The organism is Prochlorococcus sp. MIT 0916, assembly GCF_047305155.1.
In the GTDB taxonomy this organism is placed as follows: Bacteria; Cyanobacteriota; Cyanobacteriia; order PCC-6307; family Cyanobiaceae; genus Prochlorococcus_B.
The window spans coordinates 887614-903105 of sequence record NZ_CP138980.1 but is presented as its reverse complement, the minus strand read 5'-3'; the positions used below and the strand labels follow the sequence as shown (position 1 = coordinate 903105).

Below are 15492 nucleotides of genomic sequence, written 5' to 3'. Positions count from 1 at the left end.
CCATTTGAAGGAAAATAAAATGTTGGAACTTCATCAATTTAGGCACTCACCTTATTGCTTGAAAGCAAGAATGGCTTTGGCTGCAAAAAAGCTTGAATATCGAACCGTTGAGATAACTCCAGCCATAGGCCAAATAGATATCTTTCAAAAAACAGGACAAAAAAGATTACCCGTGCTTTTTGATAAGGAAACAACAATCCATGACTCAAGTTCAATAATACGACACTTGGAGAAAATTGAAATAGAACCAAAATTAATTCCAGAGGGTGTAAAGGAAGCTTCTCAGGCCCAAATAATTGAAAATTGGGCAGATACAACTTTGGCAAAATCTATAAAAATTGTCTTTTTGGAAGAGCTTACGAAGAATCCAATATTGATTTCCTCTTTATTCACAAACGAAATTTCTGATTCTATGCAAAAACTTCTTCTTAATATTCCTACAAAAATTGCTAGTCAGATTTCTGGAGTAATAAACCAGAAAGAGAAAGAATCTCTAAAACAAAATCTAGATTATCTATCAAATTTAATTGATCAAGAAAACTTTCTTATTGGAGACAAGCTTTCTATTGCTGATATATCTGTAGCATCACACTTATCACTACTCAAATTCCCAAATTCATCCGGAGAAACTTTAAAAGGCAAAGGGTGTTCTTTATATATAAATGATCCAAGTCTTCAAAATCTTTTTAACTGGAGAGACTTAATTGAAGATCAAGTAACAAAAACTAATCATAATTAGCCTTTCTAAGTATTAATTTAGATTTCACTGTTTTAATCGGCAAAGAAATAAACTCTTGTCCAGGTTGATTGTAAATTGCCTGGAATTGTTCTCCACAAATATTAAAACCACTTAGATTTATATCATTATTTTGGTTATAACCACATTTTTTAAACTCAGTTAATGTTTCGACCTGGCTAACCCTACTCAACTCTGGTGTATGCAAAATTTGTAAAAATAATTCATCAGTAATAAAAATATTATTATCTATTTTTTCTTGAAGTCTTCCTATGATTTTTGTCTCTAAATACCTATCTTCAGTTAATTTAGCAAACTGACGATTAGGAGATTTAGGATCATTCTTTACTGATAAAAAACCACCAGTCTTTGTGCTCAAAGCATAAGACTGAGTGTTGTATTCACGGTCAGCAATTAAATTACCAGAGGCATTATGAATAAATTTAGCTGAGTGAAAAATAGGTTCTTTATTCTGATCACTTTCTATCTCACTAGTGACATCCCATACGCCTTCAAACCAATAAGGGTAAATTAAATCATCTTTCAATCCTGGGCGCTTAATAGAAGAAGGGAAGCGCCAATCAGGCCAAATTAATTTGCGTTCATAAAGCTTAGATGGTTGAAAATTATTTATTTCAAGAATAGTTTCAGCAAGCGCAGGACCTGTGTAAGTAAAAATAATTAAAATAGAAATCAAAAAAAAGAAAAATTTCTGTCTCATGTCTGATCCGCTAATTAGAGAAATGGATAATTATGTTGTTTTGGTTCCTGGTGAAACTGAACAATTCCTGGATAAAGAACAAACTCTTTTATGGCTTCAATCTTGGTTAAATAAATTCGATCAATTACCATTAGATCTTGCATGTAAGTCTTCAATAAAAGAAGCTGCTCAACATTTGCTTGATACAGCATGCGACCTAGAAATCAAAACAGGTTTTACAATTCAGTGGTATGCAGTTCGGCTTGAGTCTCCGGGTCAATAAGGATGCTTGGCAAACGTTTAGCAATCATAGTTGCAACCTCATGTGGAGATTGATCCTCAACTTCTATTCTCAAATCTGACTCTAAATATATTGGTTTTCTACTTTCCAAAATCTGACTAAAATTCTCAACCAAATCATCTCCAATTAGTAAAGGACGTTTCTTTTTATCACTTTCTAATCGTTTAATTGAACGTTTCAAATCAAGATCTAACCAAATCACTATTCCTTGATGAAGAATGCCCCAGTTTTCAGGCAAGGTAACTAAACCACCTCCAGTAGCAATTACAAGAGAATGATGTTGACTAATTTCTTTTAAAACTTTTTTTTCAACATCCCTAAAAACTTTTTCTCCATCTTTTTCAAAAATAGATGAAATAGACTGCTTAGAAGCTTTTTCTATAACATCATCAGTATCAACAAAAGCATAATTGATCATTTTGGCTAGAACTGGTCCCGTTTGACTTTTGCCAGAACCCATCATTCCTATCAAAAATATATTTCGACCACCTAACTTTTCTTTAAGAGTTTTAGGGGTTGATTGGACGGCCATAAAGACAGAAGTAACTAAAAGTTATTAAGATGTGTTTTGATGTGAAAAATTTATGGAATCAATCACATCTGATTTTTCCCACGGAGAGGGGAGAAACTGTGTAATTACAAGGCGAGCCTGCTTTAGCTCAAGCCACCTTTATAGGCTTCCTGAATTATCTGATGATGATAATTCAGCTTTGTTTGGCCCATGCTCAATAGCTCCTGGCCACGGTCATAATTACGAGTTAATCGTAACCATGGAAGGAGAACTTAATAAATATGGCATGGTCTTAAACCTTTCAGATGTAAAACATGCCATAAAAAACGAAGTAACAAGTCAGCTTGACTTTCGTTTTTTAAATGAAACATGGCCAGAGTTTGACCTTTCTAAACCCGAAGGTTGCCTTCCCACAACTGAAAGTTTAGTTCGTATTATATGGAAGCGCCTTAAATCTCACTTACCCCTAAAATCTTTACGTCTTTACGAAAACCCAAAACTCTGGGCTGACTATCAAGGAAATGCTATGGATGCTTATTTAACAGTTCAAACACACTTTTCAGCTGCTCATCGCTTAGCAAGAGAAGACCTACCTCAAACCGAAAACGAAAAAATATTCGGAAAATGTGCTCGACCTAATGGGCATGGTCACAATTACTTAGTAGATATAACTGTCAAAGGAAAGATTAATCCTAGAACTGGAATGATATGTGATTTATCTGCATTAAATAGTTTAATTAATGATTTAGTTGTAGAGCCTTTTGATCATACTTTTTTAAATAAAGATATTCCTTATTTTGCAAACTGTGTACCTACAGCTGAAAATATTGCATTACATATTTCAGATAAATTAACTAATCCAATTAATGCGATTGGGGCGAATTTATATAAGATTAAACTACAGGAGAGTCCAAATAATGCAGCTGAAGTTTATGCAAACGTACCTGAATCAAAGATCGATACTAAAGACTCTAAGAATCAGGTCGGTTTACTGAGATAATTGAAAAAAAAATGGGTTAAATTAGTTTTAGCTTCTAGTATAGATGGACGTATAGCATACCCAGAAGGAGGAAAAACTCAATTAGGTAAATCTGGTGATCGTTTGGTTTTAGAAGAATCACTTGCCTGGTCAGATGGGATTTTAATGGGAGGGCAAACGCTGAGAGATCATCAATCAATTTGTGTCATTAAAAATAAAAAATTATTAAAACAAAGAACTTTAGAAGGAAAGAATAAACAACCAATTGCTCTTATAGCCAGTAATCAAATAGATTTTCCAGTCAATTGGATTTTTTTTAAACAACCTATTCAAAAATGGTTAATCCAACAGCAAGATACGAAAAAGGAGATTATGCTTCCTAATGGATTCGATAAAAAAATAAATTTAAAAATCACTTGGCGTGATTCTCTTGATGATTTATATCAGAAAGGTATTGCAAAAATTGTATTACTAGGAGGCGCAAATCTAATTTCAGCTTTTCTGTTAGAGGATCTAATAGATGAATTACAAATCACCATTACACCTCATCTATTAGGGGGAAATTATTGCTGGGTTTCATCTGAATTAAGACACTTAAATACAATCATGACTAAACAAAATAACTGGATCCTAAAAGAAAGTAAAAAGCTCGGTAATAATGAATTACTTATCAGATATTTTAGAAATAATTTATCATGAATATAGATTTAGTATACAAGAAATGAGCAATATCAAAATTAAATGGCATACATCAATCCAAGAAATTCCTAAAGTTATTTGGAATAATTTCTTAAAAGAAAATTCAACTCCTTTTTATAAGTGGGATTGGTTAAATGCATTAGAAAAATCAAAAAGTGTTAGTAAAAAATATGGATGGCAACCATTATTTCTCTCTGCTTGGAGTGAAAATGATTTAATTGCATGTGCACCTCTCTATCTTAAATCTCATAGTTATGGAGAATTTATTTTTGACAATGCCTTTGTTCAACTAGCTCAAGATATGGGACTACAATATTATCCAAAACTAATAGGGATGAGTCCATTAAGTCCAATAGAAGGTTATCGCTTTCTTTACGCAGATGGAGCTAATGAAATAGATCTCACACAAATATTAATCTCTAAAATTGATAGTTTTGCCAAACAAAATGGCATTCTCAGTTGTAATTTTTTATATGTAGATCCTAAATGGATGAAAATAGCTGAATCTCTAAATTGCGCTAAGTGGGTCAACCAACAAAGTTTATTGAAATTAAATGAAGAAAAAAGTTTTTCTGATTTTTTACAAAAATTTAATTCTAATCAACGGAGAAATATCAAGAGAGAGAGAAAAAGCATAAAAAATTGTGGGGTAAAAGTTGAACCTCTTAGTGGGTCTCAAATAAATATAATGAATTTAAAAAAAATGCATTATTTTTATGAGCTTCATTGTTCAAGATGGGGAATATGGGGAAGTAAATACCTCACCGAATCATTTTTCGCTGAACTTGCATCAACAGAACTGAAAGAAAATATTGTTTTATTTGATGTAAAAGAAGAAGAAATTGACAAAACAATAGGAATGTCATTATGCGTAAAAAACGAAAATATGCTTTGGGGAAGATATTGGGGTTCAGAAAAAAATATAGATAATTTACATTTTGAAGCTTGTTATTACTCCCCTATTGAGTGGGCGATAGCAAATAAAATAAAATATTTTGATCCTGGAGCGGGTGGAAGTCACAAAAAACGAAGAGGTTTTATTGCTAAACCCAATGCAAGTCTTCATAGATGGTACAACTTAGATATGGACTCATTAATAAGAAAATGGCTACCAAAAGCAAATAAGTTAATGCTTGATCAAATAAACGCTACAAACAATGAAGTACCTTTTAAGTTTGAAGAGCCAAAACTATCAAATACATAGTAACTTCAGAAAAATTAAAGACTTAATCTAAATGACAGACAACAATTCACTAGATTCTCCTGACACAGATAAATCGCTTTCCACAGAGAAAGATGAAGTTGATTCTAATGAAGAAAAACCTTTCTTTGCTAAAGGGATTTTTAGTTATAAAGATAAAGGGACTCAAAGTGTTATTACTATTTTTGGCTATGAACTAACAGCACCAGCAGGACTAAAAAATCCAGGTGTTGTTTATTTATCTTTTATTTTTGTAAATCTTCTTATATTTTTAATCTTAAAAAGCTTTATTTCAGGATAATTTTTTGAAGAAAAAGCTAAAAATTTCCTGACACAAAAACAGATGACTTGTGTATCTTCTTTTAATTTATAAATTAAAGAAATGAAAAATCTAGATCCTAAAGAAGACTTAATTAAATCAATAAAGGTTTTAGACGATAAATTATCCAAGCGACAAATAAAGCTTGACCCAAAAGGTTATTTCTTAATAAAAATTGAACCAATAACGAAAGAGTTAATACTTGAACACTATTTAAATGATATTGATCAAAAAGGTCGAGCTATTGATCCAGAGTCTAGAGAACCAATTGGTTGCAAAACAAAAAGTAAACATGAACCAAGCAATATTTATCGAGGCAAGAGTGCTAAGCAATTAGGTATTCAAATCTCCGAGGGTCATGGTCCATTCCCCATCAGTCATTTAGATCATGCCATTTACATTGGTCGTGAGTTACAGCGAGCAGAGCAATGCCTCATAACGGGTAAACAATATATTCAAGATTAAAATTAATAAATTCAAAAGATAAAGCACTCATGTTCTATTATTAGTTGAGAAATACAAATCAAATGGGAATTCTTTTTTACTTAGTTTTTGTTGGCGCAGGCCTTTCTGCAGCATTCTTGATTCAAAAAGCACTGAAAGCTATTAAATTAATCTGAATAAATAAATCACTATTATTAGTACTAGATTAGTTAAAGAGGTTTATATTTAATACTCAGTCAAATATTCAAATGGTTATTAAAATATAAAGAACATTGAAATTGATTTAGATTATTCGGACGTTGAATGAATTCTTCATTAGAATAATAAATAAATTGATTGATTTATTCAGAATTTAATTGCATGGGATCTTCAAGACTAAAAAGTCGACGTCGCCAAGATCTGGGTTCTAAATGGGCGAGAGTTGCAATAGCTATATTTTCAACAGTTGGTGTTATTGATACAGGATCAATAACCTTGAACAAATGGGGATTAATTGGAACTTTAAACTGTCCAGGTGGATTAGGAGGTTGCGATAAAGTTTTAAATAGCCCGTGGGGGACTTTAATTCAATCAAATAATTATTCTATTCCATTATCTCTAATGGGTTTTATCAGTTATTTTTTAATATTATTAATGGCAGCATTACCCCTATTACCTATCCTAAATAATCAAAAAAATAATATATCAAAAGTTGCATGGTGGGGATCTTTTTATATATCTACATCTACTTTTATTTTTAGCTTAATTTTAATCTCAATTATGATATTTAAAATTAACGCTTTCTGTTTTTTCTGTCTTCTTTCTTGTCTTATATCACTTTTACTTCTAATATTAAATGTGTTTGGAGGAGGATGGGAAGATTATGGAAAGTTATTTTTCAGAGGTTTTGTTGTGTCAGTAGCAGTTCTTCTATCAGGACTTATTTGGTCATCATCAGTTGATCCATCTACCAAGCAAGTTTCAAATAATATCCAAGGCATACCACCTGCTGTAGTCACAATAAGTTCTCCTGAAAAAATAAACCTCGCTGAACATCTAACAAAAGAAGGAGCTGTCATGTACAACGCCTATTGGTGTCCACATTGTCATGATCAAAAAGAAATGTTCGGGAAAGAAGCTGCAAAAAAATTAAATTTAGTTGAATGTGCAAAAGATGGGTTTAATAACAAAAGAGAGCTGTGCGAAGCCAAAGGTATAACAGGTTTCCCTTCTTGGGAAATTAATGGCTCAATTGATTCAGGAGTTAAAAGTCTAAAAGAATTAGCCGAACTAAGTAATTACAAGAACACTAAAGATTTTTAGACACAACAGTTATCTCGCTAACCGGTCTTGTATGAATATCCTTTCCTTTTACTTGACGGGTGTGACATTGCCAAAAAGGAACTGAAGTAGGGTAATCATCTCTAAAATGCCCTCCTCTACTCTCTTTACGAAATAAACAAGCCTCCAACATTAGGGAGCTAGACTTTTGTCGATTACTTAAATCGAGAAGCAAGTTAAGATCTCTTCTAGCAATTTCATCAAATCTATTAATTTCATCTTTTGACTGAGAAAAAACTAAATTTAATAAAGGCTCGTTTAAGAGATTTTCATGATCTCGTTTAACTTTTGCAAGAGCAGCACACATTCCTTTTTGCGATCGATCCACACCAGCTTCTCGCCAACATAATTGTCTAAGTTTTTCGATTTCATTGATTAAATACTTAGTTCCATCATTTCTAGAAAAGCGAAGGTTCTCTATCTTTAAACTTGCATTACTTATTGATATAACTGGAGTTTCAAAATCATTTAATTCAATATTTCTCATTTGATTTGCAAAAACCAAACATTCCATTAATGAATTGCTTGCAAGCCTATTTGCACCATGAAGTCCTGTACATGCCACCTCACCTATCGCAAAAAGCCCTTCAATATTGGTTTGTGCCTTCAAGTTTGTAGCGACACCACCCATCCAATAATGAGCAGATGGAGCAACGGGAATTACTTCTTTTAAAGGTTCTAAGCCAAGCTCTCTACACCTTTGAAAAATGGACGGAAAGCGCGCCTCTATATCCTCAACATCAATAGATTTGACATCGAGACCAATGTGATCAACTTTTTGCTTTTGCATAGCTTTAAACAATGCCCTGCTGACTTGATCCCTTGATGCAAGATCTTTCCCTTCAAGATGGTCGACAGGGCTCTCACCCAGAGAATCTACTAAAACTGCGCCCTCCCCTCTTAAAGCTTCAGAAATCAAAAACGAGGGCGCATCATCCAATTTCAGAGCAGTTGGATGAAACTGAAAAAATTCGAGATCTTCTATTAGAGCTCCAGCCCTCCACGCTAAAGCAATTCCCTCACCTGATGCTTGAGTTGGATTTGTTGTATTAGCAAATAAATGGCCACCGCCACCAGTAGCTAAAACAACTGCCTTGGATTTGATCCAACCTAAAGCGGGTCCATCTAAAACTTGTACCCCTAAACATCTTCCTCTTTCAACCCAAATCTGAGTAACTCTTATTCCTCTTTGATGCAAAACATTTTCTCTTTGTTCAACTTGCTCATTAAGAACATCAACCAATGCCTTTCCAGTTCTATCTTTGACATGAAGTACTCTTCTATGAGTATGAGCAGCCTCAAGAGTTGTAGATAATTTTCCAGAGGTTCTATCAAATTCCATGCCTAGTTTCAAAAGTCTATCTACTAATCTCGGAGCACTTTCAACAAACATTTGAACTGCTTCAGGATCACAAAGACCAGCCCCAGCTCTAATGGTATCGAGAGCATGCATATCCTCACTATCTTCGATTCTTGTAACAGCAGCCATTCCTCCTTGAGCCCATCTACTTGAAGAACGCTTACTAGTATTTCGATTTAACAGTAAAATTTTGAGATTTGATGGCAATTCAAGAGAAGACATTAAGCCCGCGGCTCCTGCTCCAATAACGATTACATCCCAATTAGTTGAGTAAATATCATTTTTATTAAAACCAGTATTTAAGTCCATAAAATATTAATTTTTAGATCAATCCACTTAGTTGAGGCTGAATCAATGTAGTAGCAAAAAATAAACCATCAACCCATAAGGTTGTTGTCAAAGCTGAACTTGATACGAGCCAAGCATCGGAAGATAAAGATTCACTTTTTGATTTTTGATTCATCCAATTTGCTATCAAAATTATTAAAAGTGCCGCAATAAAAATGGCTAATAATGAGAAAGGTTCCAATAATTGTTCCGCAGTGAAACTCAACATTTTGGAGGCCTCTAAAAAAGGCGCATCTACAACTTTTGGCCAAGCCTTCATGACACCTGTTAAAACAATCATTATGTCAGTAAAAGCAGTTCCTAATAGAGATGCCAAATAGAAACTGGCCCCAATTTTCCATCGAGTATTTAAGAGGCTCACTGCTATTGGCAAAGCTATTGACTCAACAGGCAAATGCCACACAGGATGAGCTCTTAACCATCCCCAAAAAAGACATCCTCCTAACCAGCTCCAACTCACTCCAACCAATAGCGAACCAACAGAGGACCATCTATCACTAGAAAATTTTAGTAAATAAAATCCAAGAAAAAATATGATGAAACTAAATAAAAAAGCTGAAAAGGGGAAAACATGAACCCATGGAGCCTGAACAAAAACCGGCAGGACAACCATTGTGCTAACCCAAAATTGCAATGTCCTTGGCTTTGAAAGATAGGACGTTTCTTGGTCTATGGGCTTGATGGGATTGTTTGAGTAAATCAGAATTAATAAAACTGAGTTGTTTTTCAGCTCAACCTCCTATGAATTTACATTCAAGTCGATACCCAAAACAAACAGTCTTCAGAATACAAATAACAAAGTTAAAAAAAAATTCTTAACAACTTGTTAATTGCAATGATTGCAATGCTTTTCCAGTCCCGGTTTTTTCAACCTTCGAAAAGGAGATGATTCAAAAAAGCTTATTAAGTACTTTTTTATTGAAAATTTACTTATATTGAAAAAAAATGATTTTTCAAGATCAATTTAATTGTCTCAACCCATACGAAAAGTATAAAAATTTATTTTCTTATTTAGGAGCTTAAATGAGCAATGTACAGATAACTAAAAGCAAAATAAAACCTGCTGTTGTTGCGTCTATAGAAGAAGGTTCCATAGGCGAGGAGCTTGGATTTGAAGTTGGAGATCAATTAATTAGTATTAATGGTGTAAAACCAAGAGATCTTATTGATTACAAATTTCTTATTGCGGAAGAAAATATTCAATTAATAATATTAGATGAGAATGGTAAAACACATATAATTGACATTGAAAAAGATTATGACGATGAGTTAGGGCTTGCCTTTACTGAAGCTTTATTTGATGGATTAAAACAATGCAATAATCAATGTCCATTTTGTTTTATTGACCAACAGCCCCCAGGAAAAAGAAAAAGCTTATATCTAAAAGATGACGACTACAGGCTAAGTTTTTTATATGGTTCTTACTTAACACTTACAAATCTTTCCGAACAAGACTGGTTGAGAATTGATGAACAAAGACTCACTCCTTTATTCGTTTCAGTGCATGCAACAGAACCTTCTTTAAGGTCGAAATTACTAAGGAATCCTAAAGCTATTGACCTTTTAAATCAGTTAGATTGGTTCTCGGAAAAAAGAATACAAATTCATGCTCAAATTGTTGTTTGCCCTGAAATAAATGATGGGAAAGCTTTAGAAAGAACCATTAATGATCTATATAGTTTTGCGCAAGGAGATTTCCCCGTAGTCCTTTCAGCAGCAATAGTTCCAGTTGGTTTAACAAGATTTCGACCCAGTAATGATGGGCTAATACCCGTAGATTCTGATTGTGCGACAAAAGTCATCAATCAAGTTGAGTCAATGCAGAGAAAATTTTATAAATCAAAAGGTTCTCGTTTTGCCTGGTTATCTGATGAATGGTATTTAATAGCAAAGAAAGCTTTACCATCTCTTAATTCTTACGAAGATTTACCTCAAAAAGAGAATGGAGTAGGAAGTATTCGCAGTTTTCTTAAAGCGATGGATGAAGCCACAAGAAATCTGCCTACCAAAATTGATCAAAAGAGAACCTGCAGCTGGGTTGTTGGCAAACTTGTTGAAAATGAATTACAGAAGCCTTGCAAACGACTAAATAAAATAAATAATTTCGTACTACACCTTTATGGGATTCCAAGTCCTTATTGGGGGCAAGAACAAATAGTTACAGGCTTACTCACAGGACAAGACCTCATAAAAGGACTGCGTGGAAAAGAATTAGGCGATGAATTACTACTACCATCGGTCATGCTGAGGCAAGGTGAAAAAATCTTGCTTGATGACATGACACTTCAAGAGCTCTCTTTGTCACTTAATGTATCTATAAGAATTGTTCATGATGCCCAAGACATCGTGAACAAAGCACTTGGTAAAGCATAATTGCTTTACTAAATCCATCTCAGTTTTTCTTATAACTATGAGGAGAGTGAAGAGAAAGTTCCTAATTGTTGCGGGTTTATTTATATCTGGACTAAATCCTTTATGGGCTACAAGTTCGCAAAAAATAACTTCCAATATAAAGATCAAAGGAGACTCAAGTAAAAGCCAAAGTCAAAAACCACAAGGGGTCTTATATGAATTAAATTCGCCTAAAGATCTTTTCTTACCCTCTCGATCTCGAGAAGTATTAGTAAAAACTTATAAAAAAGTTAATCTAGATCAGTTAGAAAAAATACTTATAAATAATAATCGAACGATCAAAATCTACTTAGAAAGAGTTGAGCAAGCTAAATCAATATTAAAAAGTTCGTTATCCTCTTGGTACCCAACATTAAACCTAACAGCTAATGGAATTCCTCAATATTTTGAATCAAACAATTATAATGAGTCAAGTTTAATCCAAGACACTTCTAGTAAACAATGGAGCTCATCTATATCTGCTCAGATAAGATGGGATCTAATTAATCCAGCAAGAATACCAGAGATAGCCTCAGCTAGAGATAGTTTTGAAAAGTCGAAATATTCATACTCAATAATTCTCAGAGATTTAAAATTAGAGGCTAAAAAACGATACTTCAATTTGCAAAAAGCAAATGAGGAAATAGAAGTAGCAAAGCAATCTATTAAATCCTCGACTCTTGGATTAAAGGATGCAGAAATTAGATTTGAATCAGGTATTGGTACAAAATTAGATGTTCTAGAAGCTAAAGCTCAATTAGCTAGAGATCAGCAGTTATTTAATATTAAGTCAGGAGATCAAAAAATTGGTCAAAGATCTCTTGCTGAAATACTTAATTTTCCAGAAGATGTAACACCAAGAATTGGATCAAAAACTCAAGTAACAGGTATATGGGATTTATCGTTAGAAGATAGTATTATTGCTGCTTATAATTCAAGAGAGGAACTTGAAAGTATCCTACTGGATATATCAATTAATAATAATAATGCCAATGCTGCACTGGCTGCTAGCCAACCAATATTAAGCATAGTAAATACATCTACCTCTTCATTTGCAAAAGGTGAATTAAATCAAGTATCGCCAAATACAAGCAATACATCCTCCAATTTCTCTAACACCATTGGGCTCAATGCAACATGGTTTATTTTTGATGGCGGCAAGTCAAGAGCTTTATTTAATTACAACAAAAGTAAAGCAAAAGAAGCAAAACTGAATTTTGCTTCAACAAGAGCTCGAATCAGAAAAGATGTTGAAGAGGTATTCTTTAAACTAGAATCAGCCAAACTCAATATTTCTGCTGCTTACACAGAAGTTTTATCTGCAAGAGAATCTCTAAGACTTGCCAAGCTTAGATATAAATCAGGTATAACTACGCAACGAGAAGTTGTAAATAACCAAAGAGATTTAACTGATTCCGAGGTTCGTTATATTATTGCAGTCACTAGCTATAACACCTTATTAGCTGATTTAAGTAGACAAACCGGTTTAGATAACATCAAACCATGTGATATCAAAGTAAATGAACAAAATCAAAGCAACATAGACAGTAAGTCAAATCTCTATGAATCGAATTTAATTCCTCTATGTCAGCTATAGCTTTTTTACTGAATAAAAATGAATCAAAATCCAATATCTAAACCTCTGAGCAATTCTCAACTCATTTCAATTCATCAGTTAGTTGATGAAGTTGGGGAACGTCAACTTCAAGATTTTGGTCAAATCAACTCTGACATTAAACCTGATGGAACACTTATTACTGAATGTGATAGGTGGAGTGATAAAACAATAGTTCAAGGTTTATCAACAATTGCTCCGGGAGAAGGAGTCCTTAGTGAAGAAGGTAAGAAGTCAATTCCCAGCTCCAGTGAATATTGGGTAGTGGACCCGCTCGATGGCACAACTAATTTTGCAGCAGGCATTCCATACTGGGCAATATCAATAGCACGTTTTACCAATGGGGAACCTGAAACAGCCTTTCTGGACATACCAGCGCTGAAAAAAAGAATTTTCGCCATTAAAGGACAAGGGGTTTGGCTAAATGACAAACCACTTAAGCCCGAATCTCGCTTCAAAAAAAATAGTGATTGCATTTCTCTTTGTAGTCGATCAATTAAAGTTTTACAAATGAAGCCAGAGCAATCTTTTCCGGGGAAGATAAGACTACTTGGGGTCTCGAGTTTAAATATGACTAGTGTTGCCATAGGTCAAACAATTGCTGCTTTAGAGGCAACACCAAAAATCTGGGATATTGCAGCTGCATGGTTAATACTTGAGGAACTGAATTGTCTGATCAATTGGTTGGACACGAATCCAAAAGATATTCTCTCTGGAACTGATCTTACTTCTGTAAATTTCCCCTTACTAGCAGCATCCTCTGAAGATGCATTAAACAATATGATGCCTTGGGCGAACGCATTAATCCAAGAAAGTTAATGCACCATGTGCTTTCTATATGTAATTAAATAATGAAATTAGCTTCACTAAAACAATTGATGATTTTAAATCTACTGATTCAGCTAAGAAAAATCTTCTTCTTAGGAGGTAGCGTAATAGTAAATACTTTAAAACCAAAGTGGGCTTGAACTGGCGTAAAAAAGGAAGATGGTTTTTTAGTAGCCTATGGAGAGCTTATGAAAGATGGTCTAAGTGTGATTGTGTGGATTTAAGTGCAGCATTTGCTTACTACACTCTTCAATCCTTTTTCCCAATATTACTAATATCCCTATCAGTTGCATCATGGTTTTTAGGAAAACAGCAAGGCATAGAGCAAAGAATAATTGAATTAACTGCTGAAGTTTTACCGTCAGAAGTAATAGCATTGGTGGCGTCAACTTTAGAACAATTAATTAATCAAGGGTTTGGAGCAGGAATACTTGGGGCAATGTTTTTAATGATCACTGCTGGCAATGCCTATCTAACATTACAAAGAGGAGCAGATCGATTATGGGAAGACGTTCTACCAGTGAAATCAAAGCCTGACCCATTAAAAATTCAAGCATTTAGATTTATCAGAAATCGTATAGAAGCTTTTTTTGTAGTTCTTTTAGTTGGGATTTTGATGGTTGTCGATCAAATCAGTGCAAATATTCGTATGATTCCCGAGACAGTTTTAGAAGAATTAGCTAATACAACCCCTTGGATTGAAAATGCAATTACAAAAATACCTGTACTTCAAGTAGGTCAATTTGTACTTCCTTTGATAGGTTTTTCCAGCATGGCATTACTTTTACAGGGGTTACTCCCAAGTAGAAGAGTGCCTTTAAAACCATTAATCCCTGGGGCTTTTATGATTGGAACTTTACTTACTATCCTAAATTTGGCAGTTAGCAGAAGTATACTTTCACTGGGATCAAGGTTTCAGGCTTATGGATTCATTGGTGGAGTCTTAGTATTGACTCTTTGGGTTTGGATGGTAGGAGTGATTATTTATTTTGGTCAATGTTGGAGCGTTGTCATTGCGAGCATGCGTCGCAATCGATACGTTTAAACATCAATGAAACAAGCAACAAAATTTAAATTATAATAATAAATAAATCTCTTAACTACCTATGAATAAGCCATCTTTATTCATTTGGATGGTATTTATTTTACTGATAATTTTACCTACACAAGCTGGAAAATTTATCATTGATTTAGCAGGTGGAATTTTCCTTATCATTACAATAATACCATTAATTTTAGGAGGAATTGGATGGTTTACCTGGAAAAGAATCCAATCAAAAGTACAAACCTGTGAAGCTTGTGGTTCAACCTTTCTAAATAGTCAGATGACTTGTCCAATATGTGGAACATCCATCAAAAATAACACGGATATTCTGGAAAATATTCCAGCAAGTGCAGCAACGATTGATATTAAATCTGAAGATATAGATTTATAAAGTCAATCTATTTTAAAAATTCTGGATTTATTTCATTAATCTCTTGTTCAACAAACTCAAGAAGTTCCTCACAATGTTTAAGGAGTAGATGACCTTTAATATAATTAATCTGAATTTTATCGAGCGAAATATTTTCGTCTTGTACATTTATTAAAATTGCTTCCAATTCAGATATAGATTCTTCATAACTTAATTTATTAATATCTTTTTTCAAAATTTCTATATTTTTTTTGTTAGTCATTGATAAATCATTTCTGGTTCCTTGATCTGCAAATGACATAGAATAGAAAATTATTATTTAATA

General features: G+C 33.6%; 19 protein-coding genes. 14 read left to right on the top strand and 5 right to left on the bottom strand.

The window, feature by feature from the left end; genetic code table 11:
* Nucleotides 1–19 precede the first annotated feature (19 nt).
* Nucleotides 20–739, top strand: coding sequence for a glutathione S-transferase family protein (locus SIB53_RS04635; RefSeq protein ID WP_413679026.1), 720 nt, complete (start codon nucleotides 20–22; stop codon nucleotides 737–739).
* On the opposite strand, the gene SIB53_RS04630 is transcribed toward SIB53_RS04635, so the two are convergent.
* Nucleotides 726–1457 carry a DUF6816 family protein gene (locus SIB53_RS04630; RefSeq protein ID WP_413679025.1) on the bottom strand — a complete coding sequence of 244 codons (732 nt, stop codon included), beginning with the start codon at nucleotides 1455–1457 and terminating at the stop codon, nucleotides 726–728. The genes SIB53_RS04635 and SIB53_RS04630 overlap by 14 nt on opposite strands.
* Between SIB53_RS04630 and SIB53_RS04625 the strand changes: the two genes are divergently transcribed.
* Nucleotides 1456–1719, top strand: coding sequence for a chlororespiratory reduction protein 7 (locus tag SIB53_RS04625; RefSeq protein WP_413679024.1), 264 nt, complete (start codon nucleotides 1456–1458; stop codon nucleotides 1717–1719). The genes SIB53_RS04630 and SIB53_RS04625 overlap by 2 nt on opposite strands.
* On the opposite strand, the gene SIB53_RS04620 is transcribed toward SIB53_RS04625, so the two are convergent.
* On the bottom strand, nucleotides 1673–2269 hold the full coding sequence (locus tag SIB53_RS04620; protein ID WP_413679023.1) for a shikimate kinase: 597 nt from the start codon (nucleotides 2267–2269) through the stop codon (nucleotides 1673–1675). The two genes, SIB53_RS04625 and SIB53_RS04620, sit on opposite strands and share 47 nt — an antisense overlap.
* A gap of 52 nt (nucleotides 2270–2321) precedes the next feature.
* Between SIB53_RS04620 and SIB53_RS04615 the strand changes: the two genes are divergently transcribed.
* The 7 genes from SIB53_RS04615 (at nucleotide 2322) to SIB53_RS04585 (ending at nucleotide 7192) form a co-directional block, all read left to right on the top strand.
* Nucleotides 2322–3248: a 6-pyruvoyl trahydropterin synthase family protein gene (locus tag SIB53_RS04615; RefSeq protein ID WP_413679022.1), complete on the top strand. Its 927-nt coding sequence runs from the start codon at nucleotides 2322–2324 to the stop codon at nucleotides 3246–3248.
* Entirely contained in the window at nucleotides 3249–3926 is a 678-nt protein-coding gene (locus SIB53_RS04610; RefSeq protein ID WP_413679021.1) for a RibD family protein, read from the top strand.
* A gap of 22 nt (nucleotides 3927–3948) precedes the next feature.
* Nucleotides 3949–5130: a GNAT family N-acetyltransferase gene (locus SIB53_RS04605; protein WP_413679114.1), complete on the top strand. Its 1182-nt coding sequence runs from the start codon at nucleotides 3949–3951 to the stop codon at nucleotides 5128–5130.
* Nucleotides 5131–5161: 31 nt separating this feature from the next.
* Nucleotides 5162–5428 carry a hypothetical protein gene (locus SIB53_RS04600; RefSeq protein WP_413679020.1) on the top strand — a complete coding sequence of 89 codons (267 nt, stop codon included), beginning with the start codon at nucleotides 5162–5164 and terminating at the stop codon, nucleotides 5426–5428.
* An 81-nt stretch (nucleotides 5429–5509) separates the two neighbouring features.
* Entirely contained in the window at nucleotides 5510–5911 is a 402-nt protein-coding gene (locus SIB53_RS04595) for a DUF4346 domain-containing protein (protein WP_413679019.1), read from the top strand.
* Nucleotides 5912–5973: 62 nt separating this feature from the next.
* Nucleotides 5974–6066: a cytochrome b6-f complex subunit PetL gene (gene petL / locus SIB53_RS04590; RefSeq protein ID WP_011294102.1), complete on the top strand. Its 93-nt coding sequence runs from the start codon at nucleotides 5974–5976 to the stop codon at nucleotides 6064–6066.
* Nucleotides 6067–6250: 184 nt separating this feature from the next.
* The gene (locus SIB53_RS04585; RefSeq protein ID WP_413679018.1) at nucleotides 6251–7192 is read left to right on the top strand and encodes a vitamin K epoxide reductase family protein; all 942 of its coding nucleotides are present in this window, start codon (nucleotides 6251–6253) and stop codon (nucleotides 7190–7192) included.
* On the opposite strand, the gene nadB is transcribed toward SIB53_RS04585, so the two are convergent.
* Together nadB and SIB53_RS04575 are read right to left on the bottom strand one after the other, a co-directional pair.
* Nucleotides 7179–8879, bottom strand: a complete 1701-nt coding sequence (nadB, locus tag SIB53_RS04580) for an L-aspartate oxidase (RefSeq protein WP_413679017.1) — start codon at nucleotides 8877–8879, stop codon at nucleotides 7179–7181. The two genes, SIB53_RS04585 and nadB, sit on opposite strands and share 14 nt — an antisense overlap.
* 13 nt (nucleotides 8880–8892) lie before the next feature.
* Nucleotides 8893–9531: a DUF3120 domain-containing protein gene (locus SIB53_RS04575; protein ID WP_413679016.1), complete on the bottom strand. Its 639-nt coding sequence runs from the start codon at nucleotides 9529–9531 to the stop codon at nucleotides 8893–8895.
* Nucleotides 9532–9941: 410 nt separating this feature from the next.
* Here SIB53_RS04575 and SIB53_RS04570 point away from each other — a divergent pair, with 410 nt between their 5' ends.
* From SIB53_RS04570 to SIB53_RS04550, 5 genes are all read left to right on the top strand, one after another.
* A complete protein-coding gene (locus SIB53_RS04570) occupies nucleotides 9942–11291 on the top strand; it encodes a TIGR03279 family radical SAM protein (protein WP_413679015.1) in 1350 nt (449 codons plus the stop codon).
* Nucleotides 11292–11328: 37 nt separating this feature from the next.
* Nucleotides 11329–12906, top strand: coding sequence for a TolC family protein (locus SIB53_RS04565; RefSeq protein WP_413679014.1), 1578 nt, complete (start codon nucleotides 11329–11331; stop codon nucleotides 12904–12906).
* Nucleotides 12907–12924: 18 nt separating this feature from the next.
* The gene (locus tag SIB53_RS04560; protein ID WP_413679013.1) at nucleotides 12925–13743 is read left to right on the top strand and encodes an inositol monophosphatase family protein; all 819 of its coding nucleotides are present in this window, start codon (nucleotides 12925–12927) and stop codon (nucleotides 13741–13743) included.
* A 139-nt stretch (nucleotides 13744–13882) separates the two neighbouring features.
* A complete protein-coding gene (locus SIB53_RS04555; protein WP_413679012.1) occupies nucleotides 13883–14797 on the top strand; it encodes a YihY/virulence factor BrkB family protein in 915 nt (304 codons plus the stop codon).
* A gap of 61 nt (nucleotides 14798–14858) precedes the next feature.
* Nucleotides 14859–15188 carry a hypothetical protein gene (locus tag SIB53_RS04550; RefSeq protein WP_413679011.1) on the top strand — a complete coding sequence of 110 codons (330 nt, stop codon included), beginning with the start codon at nucleotides 14859–14861 and terminating at the stop codon, nucleotides 15186–15188.
* 7 nt (nucleotides 15189–15195) lie between these two features.
* Here SIB53_RS04550 and xseB read toward each other — a convergent pair whose 3' ends face one another.
* Complete coding sequence (gene xseB, locus SIB53_RS04545; protein WP_413679010.1) at nucleotides 15196–15468, bottom strand: exodeoxyribonuclease VII small subunit; 273 nt, start codon at nucleotides 15466–15468, stop codon at nucleotides 15196–15198.
* Nucleotides 15469–15492 lie beyond the last annotated feature (24 nt).

Bases quoted from the DNA above. Each gene is read 5' to 3' on its own strand.
- petL (WP_011294102.1), top strand. From the start codon at position 5,974: ATGGGAATTCTTTTTTACTTAGTTTTTGTTGGCGCAGGCCTTTCTGCA.
- SIB53_RS04575 (WP_413679016.1), bottom strand. From the start codon at position 9,531: ATGGTTGTCCTGCCGGTTTTTGTTCAGGCTCCATGGGTTCATGTTTTC.
- SIB53_RS04600 (WP_413679020.1), top strand. From the start codon at position 5,162: ATGACAGACAACAATTCACTAGATTCTCCTGACACAGATAAATCGCTT.
- nadB (WP_413679017.1), bottom strand. From the start codon at position 8,879: ATGGACTTAAATACTGGTTTTAATAAAAATGATATTTACTCAACTAAT.
- SIB53_RS04560 (WP_413679013.1), top strand. From the start codon at position 12,925: ATGAATCAAAATCCAATATCTAAACCTCTGAGCAATTCTCAACTCATT.
- SIB53_RS04565 (WP_413679014.1), top strand. From the start codon at position 11,329: ATGAGGAGAGTGAAGAGAAAGTTCCTAATTGTTGCGGGTTTATTTATA.
- SIB53_RS04625 (WP_413679024.1), top strand. From the start codon at position 1,456: ATGTCTGATCCGCTAATTAGAGAAATGGATAATTATGTTGTTTTGGTT.
- SIB53_RS04570 (WP_413679015.1), top strand. From the start codon at position 9,942: ATGAGCAATGTACAGATAACTAAAAGCAAAATAAAACCTGCTGTTGTT.
- xseB (WP_413679010.1), bottom strand. From the start codon at position 15,468: ATGTCATTTGCAGATCAAGGAACCAGAAATGATTTATCAATGACTAAC.
- SIB53_RS04595 (WP_413679019.1), top strand. From the start codon at position 5,510: ATGAAAAATCTAGATCCTAAAGAAGACTTAATTAAATCAATAAAGGTT.
- SIB53_RS04635 (WP_413679026.1), top strand. From the start codon at position 20: ATGTTGGAACTTCATCAATTTAGGCACTCACCTTATTGCTTGAAAGCA.
- SIB53_RS04630 (WP_413679025.1), bottom strand. From the start codon at position 1,457: ATGAGACAGAAATTTTTCTTTTTTTTGATTTCTATTTTAATTATTTTT.
- SIB53_RS04605 (WP_413679114.1), top strand. From the start codon at position 3,949: ATGAGCAATATCAAAATTAAATGGCATACATCAATCCAAGAAATTCCT.
- SIB53_RS04620 (WP_413679023.1), bottom strand. From the start codon at position 2,269: ATGGCCGTCCAATCAACCCCTAAAACTCTTAAAGAAAAGTTAGGTGGT.
- SIB53_RS04585 (WP_413679018.1), top strand. From the start codon at position 6,251: ATGGGATCTTCAAGACTAAAAAGTCGACGTCGCCAAGATCTGGGTTCT.
- SIB53_RS04615 (WP_413679022.1), top strand. From the start codon at position 2,322: ATGGAATCAATCACATCTGATTTTTCCCACGGAGAGGGGAGAAACTGT.
- SIB53_RS04550 (WP_413679011.1), top strand. From the start codon at position 14,859: ATGAATAAGCCATCTTTATTCATTTGGATGGTATTTATTTTACTGATA.